Annotated in this window: 15 protein-coding genes; 2 read left to right on the top strand and 13 right to left on the bottom strand. The window is 32.2% G+C overall.

Annotated elements, in window-relative coordinates; all coding sequences use genetic code 11:
• Window positions 1-17 precede the first annotated feature (17 nt).
• From IQ215_RS13915 to IQ215_RS13870, 10 genes are all read right to left on the bottom strand, one after another.
• Complete coding sequence (locus IQ215_RS13915) at window positions 18-341, bottom strand: nucleotidyltransferase family protein (RefSeq protein WP_193802009.1); 324 nt, start codon at window positions 339-341, stop codon at window positions 18-20.
• Window positions 342-451: 110 nt separating this feature from the next.
• The gene (locus tag IQ215_RS13910; RefSeq protein ID WP_193802008.1) at window positions 452-787 is read right to left on the bottom strand and encodes a HepT-like ribonuclease domain-containing protein; all 336 of its coding nucleotides are present in this window, start codon (window positions 785-787) and stop codon (window positions 452-454) included.
• Complete coding sequence (locus tag IQ215_RS13905; protein ID WP_193802007.1) at window positions 784-1,080, bottom strand: nucleotidyltransferase family protein; 297 nt, start codon at window positions 1,078-1,080, stop codon at window positions 784-786. The genes IQ215_RS13910 and IQ215_RS13905 overlap by 4 nt, the downstream gene beginning before the upstream one ends.
• A gap of 16 nt (window positions 1,081-1,096) precedes the next feature.
• Window positions 1,097-1,396: a HigA family addiction module antitoxin gene (locus IQ215_RS13900; protein ID WP_193802006.1), complete on the bottom strand. Its 300-nt coding sequence runs from the start codon at window positions 1,394-1,396 to the stop codon at window positions 1,097-1,099.
• 75 nt (window positions 1,397-1,471) lie between these two features.
• Window positions 1,472-1,804 carry a type II toxin-antitoxin system RelE/ParE family toxin gene (locus tag IQ215_RS13895; protein ID WP_193802005.1) on the bottom strand — a complete coding sequence of 111 codons (333 nt, stop codon included), beginning with the start codon at window positions 1,802-1,804 and terminating at the stop codon, window positions 1,472-1,474.
• 6 nt (window positions 1,805-1,810) lie between these two features.
• A complete protein-coding gene (locus IQ215_RS13890) occupies window positions 1,811-2,044 on the bottom strand; it encodes a hypothetical protein (RefSeq protein ID WP_193802004.1) in 234 nt (77 codons plus the stop codon).
• Between the two features lie 42 nt (window positions 2,045-2,086).
• Window positions 2,087-3,412, bottom strand: coding sequence for a restriction endonuclease subunit S (locus tag IQ215_RS13885; RefSeq protein ID WP_193802003.1), 1,326 nt, complete (start codon window positions 3,410-3,412; stop codon window positions 2,087-2,089).
• Window positions 3,413-3,414: 2 nt separating this feature from the next.
• Complete coding sequence (locus tag IQ215_RS13880; protein WP_193802002.1) at window positions 3,415-3,789, bottom strand: PIN domain-containing protein; 375 nt, start codon at window positions 3,787-3,789, stop codon at window positions 3,415-3,417.
• On the bottom strand, window positions 3,776-4,006 hold the full coding sequence (locus IQ215_RS13875) for a hypothetical protein (protein WP_193802001.1): 231 nt from the start codon (window positions 4,004-4,006) through the stop codon (window positions 3,776-3,778). The genes IQ215_RS13880 and IQ215_RS13875 overlap by 14 nt, the downstream gene beginning before the upstream one ends.
• A gap of 136 nt (window positions 4,007-4,142) precedes the next feature.
• Window positions 4,143-4,376 carry a hypothetical protein gene (locus IQ215_RS13870; protein WP_193802000.1) on the bottom strand — a complete coding sequence of 78 codons (234 nt, stop codon included), beginning with the start codon at window positions 4,374-4,376 and terminating at the stop codon, window positions 4,143-4,145.
• Between the two features lie 96 nt (window positions 4,377-4,472).
• On the opposite strand from IQ215_RS13870, the gene IQ215_RS13865 reads away from it, so the two are divergent.
• The gene (locus IQ215_RS13865) at window positions 4,473-4,796 is read left to right on the top strand and encodes a hypothetical protein (RefSeq protein WP_193801999.1); all 324 of its coding nucleotides are present in this window, start codon (window positions 4,473-4,475) and stop codon (window positions 4,794-4,796) included.
• A complete protein-coding gene (locus IQ215_RS13860) occupies window positions 4,796-5,251 on the top strand; it encodes a type II toxin-antitoxin system YhaV family toxin (protein WP_193801998.1) in 456 nt (151 codons plus the stop codon). The genes IQ215_RS13865 and IQ215_RS13860 overlap by 1 nt, the downstream gene beginning before the upstream one ends.
• Window positions 5,252-5,330: 79 nt before the next feature.
• On the opposite strand, the gene IQ215_RS13855 is transcribed toward IQ215_RS13860, so the two are convergent.
• The 3 genes from IQ215_RS13855 to IQ215_RS13845 form a co-directional block, all read right to left on the bottom strand.
• Window positions 5,331-5,861 (bottom strand): hypothetical protein, encoded by a 531-nt coding sequence (locus IQ215_RS13855; RefSeq protein WP_193801997.1) that lies wholly within the window; start codon window positions 5,859-5,861, stop codon window positions 5,331-5,333.
• Entirely contained in the window at window positions 5,848-6,954 is a 1,107-nt protein-coding gene (locus IQ215_RS13850; RefSeq protein ID WP_193801996.1) for an XRE family transcriptional regulator, read from the bottom strand. The genes IQ215_RS13855 and IQ215_RS13850 overlap by 14 nt, the downstream gene beginning before the upstream one ends.
• 106 nt (window positions 6,955-7,060) lie before the next feature.
• Window positions 7,061-9,412: HsdM family class I SAM-dependent methyltransferase (locus tag IQ215_RS13845; protein ID WP_193801995.1), on the bottom strand; the 2,352-nt coding region annotated here is incomplete at its 5' end.

Below are 9,412 nucleotides of genomic sequence, written 5' to 3'. Positions count from 1 at the left end.
TTAAATAAAGGGTAAGACTACGAGACATAAATCGCCTCCTTAATTACTTCTTCTCTAATTATGGGCTTTAAATCTTCTTTTATAACTAAGTCCACTGATTTGTTAAATAATTCTTCTAAATAAAATTTTAAGTCCATATAATTATCAAATGTAGGGGTTGTGTTAAACTCTACTAAAAAATCTAAGTCGCTATTTTCGGTAGCTTCATTTCTAGCAGTTGAACCAAATAAAGCTAGGGTTTTTATGTGATATTTATTAAGCAGATTTTCTTGGCCTTTTATTACTTCTAATACTTTATTTTTATCTAGTATTTGATTTTGTTCTGTTAAGGTATTTATCATCTTTTTTAGTTAATAGTTAAGGGAGTAATTAAATTTAATTGTTCTCCTAATTTGCGTTTTGCTTCCTTTTTTTTGGAGATGTCTATTAATGGTATAAAGAAAATGATTTTTTAAGAATTTTCCAACAAAATATAATTAATTTGTGCTTTTAGGTCTGGTAAGTCTTCTTCTATGATAATCCAAACTTCTTCTAAATCTACTCTTAAGTAATCATGAATTAAAACGTCTCTTAATCCTGCCATTTGTCGCCATGGTACTTGATTATATTTAATTCTTAAATCAGACGATAATCTTTTGGTGGCTTCTCCTATTATTTCTAAGTTACGAATAACGGCATCTTGCATCATTTTATTATTTAAAAATGCTTGTTTATTTTGATTGGTATAGTTTTCAATATTTTCTATACATTCTTTTATATTGTTAAGATAAAGTAAATTTTTGTTCATAATAAGATTGCTTCTGCTAGAACTTGATTTTTGATGGTTTCATGGAGATTATTGGGTTTGGCTATATCTACTTTTATTCCTAAAAGGTCTTCTAATTCTTGTTTTAAGGCAATTCTATTTAAAAGGCTTTTACCTTTTTCAATATCCATTAATAAGTCTAAATCGCTGTCTTCTGTGGCTTCTCCTCTGGCATAAGATCCAAAAACTTTGACATTAAATGCTCCATATTTAGCACAAATGGTAAGTATTTTTTGTTTTATATTAGTATCTAATATTTTGTCTATATTGTTCATGGTATATTAATGATTATTAGTCAATAGTTAAGGGAGTAATTAAGGTTAATTGTTCTCCTAATTTGCGTTTTGCTTCCATAATTTGATAACTATTTTGTAGCCTTAAAAAGTAACCTTCGGAAAGTCTAAAAAAACGGCATAGGCGTAAATCAGTATCAGCGGTGATGCTTCTTTCTCCTTTTACTATGGAATGAATGCGATTAGGAGGCACGTTAATGGCACGAGCAAGAGCATTTTGACTGATGTTTAATTGGTCTAAAAATTCGTGTTTAAGGATGTCTCCTGCATGGGGATTTTTTATTAATTCTGTGGTCATAATTATTAGTGATAATCGATTATTTCTACATCAAAAGATCTACCATTTTCTCGTAGGATTGCTAAATCATTTTATCTACTGATTAATTTCTTTAACAATTTTTTCTATCTCCGAAGCACTAATATTATTTTGATCTGATTTGGCATAAATAATTAATAATAAAATTATTTCTCCTGAAACTACTTGATAAATGAGCCGATAACCTCCGCTTTTACCTGTAGGAATATCGCTATTTTTTGCCCTTGCTTTATAAATTATTTGGGATACTCCTGTTATTTGATTTCCGATTAATTTTCCTTCTTGTAATTCGTTAATAAGTGGTTGAATATCTTGTTTGATTTGCCGATAGCGTTTCTTTAGTTTTTTTAATCTGCTTTTAAAAGGTTCTGTAAATTTTATTTCTTTCATTTATGGTTAGTCATTCTCCCAAAGTTGTTCTAAGGGGTAGGTTTTACCGTCTCTAGCATCGAGGAGGCTTTGTTTTAAATCGGCTATTAATTGAGTTTTATGATCATTTTCTTCTTCTATTTCTAAGGGAAGGTTTTGTAAAATATTTTCCCATATAGCTAAGGGTATTAAAACATCAGTTTTTTTTCCTTCTTCATTGGTTAAATATCTTATTTGATCTTTTAAAGTGTCAATATTCATGGCTTGATTATTTATCCTTTATTACTATTTATAGTTTTAATTTTATACTTTAATTTTACCTGTCACCGCTTCGGCGATTAAGATTTGTTTAAACTCTTTTAGTTTCCCTATCTGTTGTAAAGTTTTCTCTTTTAATTCTTCTATTTCTGCTGTTTTTTGCTCTAAGTATTCTACTATTTTTTCTTGTTCTTCAATAGGGGGAATACAAAATTTAATATTTTTAAGTTTAGATGAATAAATATGAACAATGATTTGTCCTTTAGCTAATTTTGCTTTTTGCTCTTTAAATAAAAATGAATTAAATAAATAAGAAAGATATAAAGAGTTATATCTATTTTGTCTAAAAATAATTACATCTCCCCCAGCGTATCCTATATCATTTCCTTTATAAACAATACATTTTCCTATATCTTCAAGGGTTTCTCCAGAACCTGTAAACAGAATATCATCATAATAAATTTGAGCGGAATTACTAGCAATATTGTTTGGGACGGTTGTTATTAAATAATCTGTTTTAATATTATATTTTGTGTATATATCTCCATACAGTAATGCTGGTAAACCTTTTTCAGAAATATCATTTTTACTAATTCCTTTCCCTTTATTGAAACTACCGAAATTAGCCATTCTAGTTACTTCCCAATGTGATGGAATATCGCCAAGCCAATCAATACCGCTATCTTTCATCGGTGCGTTGGGGTTTAAGCCTTTGGTGACGGCTTGGTTAATAACGATCGCACTTTGTTCCTCTAACAGTATAATTAATCTTTGTTTAAGGGCGATCGCACTCTCCACCTCCTCACACTTTCTATCTAAAAATTTTACTATCTTTTCTTGTTCTTCTAATGGGGGTAAACAAAATTTAATTGTTTTTAACTTAGAAGAATAAATATGAACAATGATTTGTCCTTTAGCTAATTTTGCTTTTTGCTCATTAAAAAATGAGGAATTAAATAGATAAGAAAGATAAAGAGAATTACACTTATTTTGTCTAAAAATTATTACATCTCCTCCAGCATATCCGACACTATTCCCTTTATAAACAATACATTTTCCAATATCTTCAAGGGTTTCTCCAGAACCTGTAAACAGAATATCATTATAATAAATTTGAGCGGAATTACTAGCAATATTGTTTGGGACAGTTGTTATCAAATAATCTGTTTTAATATTATATTTTGTGTATATATCTCCATAAAGTAACGCTGGTAAACCTTGTTCAGAAATATCATTTTTACTAATACCTTTTCCTTTGGTAAAACTACCAAAATTAGCCATTCTTGTTATGCCCCAATGTACTGGAATTTCCCCCAACCAATCAACCCCAGAATCTTTATAACAGTCATATTTAGGTAAACTAAGCATCATAATTAGATATTTTTTTTAATATATTTGTCCAATTTTTTATCAAAAGTAAAAACAAATTCCGAATCAACTTGAGAATAAGCCCATAAAAGACAATCCACAAAATCAAACTTTGTTTCCCTGTAACAATCCAAAGCCTTAAGTAATAATTCAGGCTTCTCCAGAAAAACCAACTCTTCCTCAACTAATCCCTTTAATACTTCTTGAATTTTATCCCTCTCCACCTCATAGACTTTTTGCAAAACAAAAACTACCTCACAAGCCACAGCAATAGGTAAAGTAACCCGATTATTTTCTAAAATATCTGCCGCCTTAGTGGATAATTCCTCATGGTCATCGAGAACATAACGAAGGATAATATTAGCATCAACGATGGTCATATTTTTCCTCCGTAGCATTTTCCCACGCCTTTGACTCCAAAGTAATTAACTCTGGTTTAGCATACATTTTTAAAGAGCCTTTTAAACTATTTTTTCTAACTTGAGAATGTTCTTTTTTCATAACAATAATTTCTACCTCTTGCCCTGAAAATTCCAAAGGTAAACTTAATATAACTTGACCGTTTTTAACTATTTTTACCGTGCGTATAACTTCCATTTTTTTACCTAATTATATTTTAATGTGAGTTTTAATATTATTACTTCTTAACTTGCTCATGGACTGGAATTTCCCCCAACCAATCAACCCCAGAATCTTTATAACAGTCGTATTTAGGTAAACTAAGCATCATAAATTAAGCCACATTATTAAATTGATAGACAGGCACTCGAATAAAATTTAGGGGTTTTTCATCACCTAAAATCATATCTTGTAAACGTTCCACTATGTCAGGTGCAAAAAACTTCTCTCCCGTTTTCTCATTCACCCTAGCAGGTACATTTTCCACTAAAATTAACGGCCTATTCAACTCCAAAAAATAAGTAACCAACTTATCTACTAATTGCCTTTCTTCCTGTTCAAAATTCATAGAAATTACCTCTTAATAAAGATATTAACCCCAATGGCTATATTTTCCCCTTTAATTATGTTATAACAAAATATAATAACACTATTTATCGTAGTCATGAAACAAAAAACATACACCATAAACCCTGCCAAAATAGGCAATCAACAAGGTTTTCGCCTTCCCAGTGCCTTTTATAAAGAAAATCCCCAATTTGCCGAAGCCCCAGGAGAAATAGAAGTATTAAACGACGATACATTATTAGTGCGAATTAACCCCAAAAATAACAACGAGGAGGAAGAAGAAGAAACATTAATGATGAGTCTTTTTCTTGACTTTTTAAGTAAAGATGCCCTAAAAAATCCTGAACAACTCAAGCCCTATACCCAAGAAATGAGCGATGAAATAGATGATTTATTAACGGGTGTTGACATAGAAGAATAATGAAGCCCATACAAATAAATCGATATTTAATTTACTTTCATCCTGTTTTTTATCAACAATGGTTAGAGTTAGTAAATAGAGTTAAATATCTTAAGCAAAAATTAGCTCCAGAAAACTTCATTACCCATCCCGAAGTTAAACTATTAAAAGCATTAGATAAAGGAATAAAAGATAAAATACCAAACGATCCTTTTGCCTCTTATTTCGCCCTAAAAAAACCCTTACAAAAATATAATCGTCTCAAAAAAATGGGTTTACCATCAAGGTATCGGCTATTTTTTCGAGTATTTAAAGAAGCAAATACAATTATTATTTTGTGGCTAGGTTTTCCCCGTAAAGAAGGAGATAAAAAAGATTGCTATAAGGTATTTTCTAAGATGGTTATTAATGGTAATTTTCCCGAAGATATAACCAGTTTTTTAGACTTGGTTAATAATTCAGAAAATGATAATTAATGCTTTTGTTAGGAGAAGTAATGAAACAATATCGCCACGCCTTACGAGAGTTAGCACAATAAAGTAAGCAATTGAATAATTAAAGCCTAGATAACTCCTGATACCAACTCCTAATAATTTTAGGAGAAATATGTTTTCCCCTTTCATTGATCAATTTTTGAGCATCTCTTTTTACTTCCGCAACGGTTTTATAATTCGTTTTTACCATTGCCGTTAAAAATCTTAAAGCCCTAATATAAGGAATTTGATATTTTTTACAGGCTTCCACCACCAACCCATCGTCACTAGCACACAATAAAAAACGATGACTCGCAATAGCCAAAGTCGATCTATCCGCCATACTTAATAAAGGAAATTCCTCACCAAAATCTATAAAACTCCTAAACATTTCCTCAGTATCTAACGGGATGGGAATAAGATACTTTTGGGCAACTTCCCTTGTTTCTAATTCTAACTGATCTGAGTCTAAAACCTCTTGAGCAATATATAAGGGGGCGTAATGACTTTGAAGCCATTGCCAATCCCCCAAATAAACAAAATCAATTAGTGCTGTTGCGTCCAATATAATTCCGTCATACTGCTCTAAAATGTCAACATCAGGCGATAGCATAAACCTCCTGTTGCATTCTTGCCAATCTTAAAGCCTCAATGGTAATGTTTAAAAGTTCCGCAGCCTTTGATTCAGAAATTTTCTCCGCTTTTAGAGCTTTCCAAATAAGACTTTGATAACGTTGATTAACAGGAAAATTATTTTCTGCTAACTTTGGTTCAAGTTCAATTTCTTTAGTAAGAGATTTATTATATAAACGTTTATAGTTAGCTCTTATTTTTTTGATCATTTCTCCATAACTATCTATTCCTAACTCATCAAGTCGTTTAATAATAGTGGCATAACTTACCCGAAAATGAGCTTTAAGTTCCAGTAAATTAGTCATGTTTTGACAAGCTAAATCAAAAGCCGTTTGGGATACAAGTAAATGACTAGCAAAATAATTAGCTACCTTTTCTCTTGCTTTTTCTTCCTCCCGACTTTCACTTATCATTAATCGGTTTTGATATTCGTCTCGATGAAAAATTAGATGTCCAATTTCATGAGCCAGGGTAAATAATTGTCTTTCAATACTAATATTATGGGTGTTAATTAGTACAAAAGCACCCTGACTATTACTACAGGCACTTAACCCGAAAAAGTCTTTTTGCTCAACGGGTAGTCGTAAAACCTTTAAACCTAACTCCTCTATCGCTTCAAATAGATTCGGAATGGGTGCATCACCGATACCTAAACGAAGACGAAAAGACTTAGCTATTTGTTGAATACGACTTTCATTATCTTTTAGCACATTACAAGGGGTTGTTTCTGGGGCATAAGGAGGCAACCCAACGGCTACTTCAAGGGCAGTATAAGTGTTTAATAAATTCTCTACATAACTTATAAATTGGGGTTTTTGAGTAAATTTACAATGAGTGCGAAAACAAAAATTATTCGTTTGAGGTAGTTGATCAATTGGGCGTAATATATCATCAAGAGTTACCCCCAAACTTTTAGCTAAAACACTAAGAGTTTTACTATCTGGTAAAGTTTTTGCTTTTTCATAGTTATTAATGGTTTGTCGTGTAACCCCAGTTTGTTGAGCTAGAGATTCTTGCGATATATGTAAGCCCTTACGATAACGAATTAAATTAAATGCGATCGTTTCTTTCATAAAGGTACTTTAATGTTTATTAATTTTACATTTTGGCTAACTAAGTTAACTAATTTGTAAAATATATTTTACATTATAACCAATTTTCGTGAATTAGCATTTAGCTTCATTTATCGCAAAAACTAAGCAAATTCTTTAATAAACCCTCCGTTTGTGCTTCTAACTCTAGCATTTCTTTACTTACTTCCTGCAAACTTCTTAAGGGTTGATGCTGATAAAAATACTTATTGAAACTAATCTCATAACCAATGACAGTTTTACTCATATCCAACCAAGCATCCTCCACATGGGGGCGCACTTCGTCTAAAAAATAACCCTCTACTATGGCTACCCTATGGGCAAAGGTTGAGGCGGTTAAATTGTTATCTGAGTTAATAGAAGAAGAGGGACGATAATTAAGAGGTATATTTTCAGTATCCCGTAAATTAGTATCGGTTTCATATTCCACATAAACATCAGGTTTATCGGTGGGAAAGTAACCAAAATTAGCTAAGTTTTCCTTGGTTGTGCCTAGTTGGTTTAATAACTCCTCTAACTTCTCTTTTTTGAGCTTATGCACCTTTTTAATAACCTTTTCGGCCGATTCATCTACCCAACTAACTGCCCCTAAAAATTGCTTTTTCTGGGATGCTGAGAGTTTGATATTTAATTGTTTAATGGCTTGATCTATTTGTTGACTAAATAAGTTAAAATCAGTCCATATCTTATCGCTATTATTAATACCTGTTGTTGTATTTAAATGATTGATAATTTGCCCTGCTCTATCCATTAATTCTTTTTGTTCAAGCCATTTTTTCTGAGATAATAATGATTTTAAGTTAGCGGAAGTGATGCTAATTTCTTCTTTCTCTAAGTAGTCTTTTATTTCCTTTTCATGGGCTTTTAAGTCTTGATAAACTTTATCCCCAAAATGATTGTAAACCCACTCCATTGGCTCAGAGATAGCATTAATAAAGCGTAAACTAGCTATTCTTTCTGGGGTGCATTGAGCCATTAATCTTAATGGACGTTCTACGGTTACTTTATAAAACCCAAAATCTTGATTATTAAATACTTTACTAATACATTTTGAATTACTCACACTCTCATTATTTTCGTTACTATCATCCCATAAAGTGAGATAAATATTAGTAATTGTTTCAATATCTTCGGGGGCAAATTCACAGTTTTTTTTGCCTAAATTTTTGCGTAATTTACGATAAAGATTAGAAGCATCAATTAATTGTACTTTTCCCTTTCTCTCAGGGCTTTTATTGTTAGATAATATCCAAACATACGTACTGATGTCCGTGTTATAAAATAGGTTTTGGGGTAACTGGGCGATCGCCTCTAGGTAATCATTTTCAATGATATAACGTCTAATATTACTCTCACCACTTCCTGCATCCCCCGTAAATAAAGCCGAACCATTATGCACCGATGCAATGCGCGAACCCAAAGGACTATGGGATAAGGGTTTCATTTTACTTACCATATCCATTAAAAATAATAACTGTCCATCCGATGATCTCGGCACCGCCTTTTCAGTTTTAACCTCCCCCCAAAAGTCCGTTAAAGGTACTTCAAAACGAGGATCTAAAACATTAGTACCATCCATGATATATTTTTGCTCAGTCTTCCACGACTTCCCATAGGGGGGATTTTCCAGCATAAAATCAAATTTAAGCCCAGCAAAATCATCGGTGGCAAGGGTTGAACCAAACTTAATATTTTCAGGGTTATTACCCTTAATCATCATGTCTGATTTACAGATAGCATAGGTTTCCCCATTCACTTCTTTTCCGTATAAATGGACAGTTGCCGAGGAAGCAATATCACCTTGAGTATCTTTAATAAAGTTTTGAGACTCAGTTAACATACCCCCAGAACCAGAAGCCCCGTCATACACTAGAATTACAGGGGGTAAACTATCTTTAACTGGTACAAATAACAAATTAGTCATTAAGCGGATTACTTCACGGGGGGTGAAATGTTCCCCTGCTTCTTCGTTATTTTCTTCATTGAAACGACGGATTAATTCTTCAAATACATAACCCATACCTAAGTTAGTTAATCCTACTAACTTTCTACCGTTGTTATCGATTACCCCATGGGGGCTAAGATTAATTTCAGGGCTAGTAAACTTGTCTAAAACATCCAATAATACATCCGCTTGACTCATCTTACGGATTTGGTTACGCAAGTCAAATTTATCAATAATTTCTTTTACATCATCGCTAAATCCATCTAAATAAGCCCTAAAGTTGCCTTCTAAAATTTGAGCGTTATTGGCGGCGGTACTAACTATTTTTTTCAGTGTCCATTCTGAGATGTTATAAAACACATAACCAGAAGCCTCCCTCAAACCTTCTGCTTCTAAGTCAACTAAGCCCACATCCTCCCTCTGAAATCTCACTTCTTCCATTACTTTGTCTTTGGTTTCTTCCAAAAGGCAATCTAACCTTCTTAAGACAAACAT

Source organism: Cyanobacterium stanieri LEGE 03274, from assembly GCF_015207825.1.
Taxonomy (GTDB): Bacteria; Cyanobacteriota; Cyanobacteriia; order Cyanobacteriales; family Cyanobacteriaceae; genus Cyanobacterium; species Cyanobacterium stanieri_B.
Note: the sequence above shows the minus strand (reverse complement) of the source record. Positions and strands in the feature narration are given on the sequence as shown.

Excerpts from the sequence above, each read along its gene's own strand:
- IQ215_RS13855 (WP_193801997.1), bottom strand. The coding sequence starts at position 5,861 with ATGCTATCGCCTGATGTTGACATTTTAGAGCAGTATGACGGAATTATA.
- IQ215_RS13890 (WP_193802004.1), bottom strand. The coding sequence starts at position 2,044 with ATGAATATTGACACTTTAAAAGATCAAATAAGATATTTAACCAATGAA.
- IQ215_RS13870 (WP_193802000.1), bottom strand. The coding sequence starts at position 4,376 with ATGAATTTTGAACAGGAAGAAAGGCAATTAGTAGATAAGTTGGTTACT.
- IQ215_RS13860 (WP_193801998.1), top strand. The coding sequence starts at position 4,796 with ATGAAGCCCATACAAATAAATCGATATTTAATTTACTTTCATCCTGTT.
- IQ215_RS13895 (WP_193802005.1), bottom strand. The coding sequence starts at position 1,804 with ATGAAAGAAATAAAATTTACAGAACCTTTTAAAAGCAGATTAAAAAAA.
- IQ215_RS13910 (WP_193802008.1), bottom strand. The coding sequence starts at position 787 with ATGAACAAAAATTTACTTTATCTTAACAATATAAAAGAATGTATAGAA.
- IQ215_RS13865 (WP_193801999.1), top strand. The coding sequence starts at position 4,473 with ATGAAACAAAAAACATACACCATAAACCCTGCCAAAATAGGCAATCAA.
- IQ215_RS13885 (WP_193802003.1), bottom strand. The coding sequence starts at position 3,412 with ATGATGCTTAGTTTACCTAAATATGACTGTTATAAAGATTCTGGGGTT.
- IQ215_RS13880 (WP_193802002.1), bottom strand. The coding sequence starts at position 3,789 with ATGACCATCGTTGATGCTAATATTATCCTTCGTTATGTTCTCGATGAC.
- IQ215_RS13905 (WP_193802007.1), bottom strand. The coding sequence starts at position 1,080 with ATGAACAATATAGACAAAATATTAGATACTAATATAAAACAAAAAATA.
- IQ215_RS13900 (WP_193802006.1), bottom strand. The coding sequence starts at position 1,396 with ATGACCACAGAATTAATAAAAAATCCCCATGCAGGAGACATCCTTAAA.
- IQ215_RS13850 (WP_193801996.1), bottom strand. The coding sequence starts at position 6,954 with ATGAAAGAAACGATCGCATTTAATTTAATTCGTTATCGTAAGGGCTTA.
- IQ215_RS13875 (WP_193802001.1), bottom strand. The coding sequence starts at position 4,006 with ATGGAAGTTATACGCACGGTAAAAATAGTTAAAAACGGTCAAGTTATA.
- IQ215_RS13915 (WP_193802009.1), bottom strand. The coding sequence starts at position 341 with ATGATAAATACCTTAACAGAACAAAATCAAATACTAGATAAAAATAAA.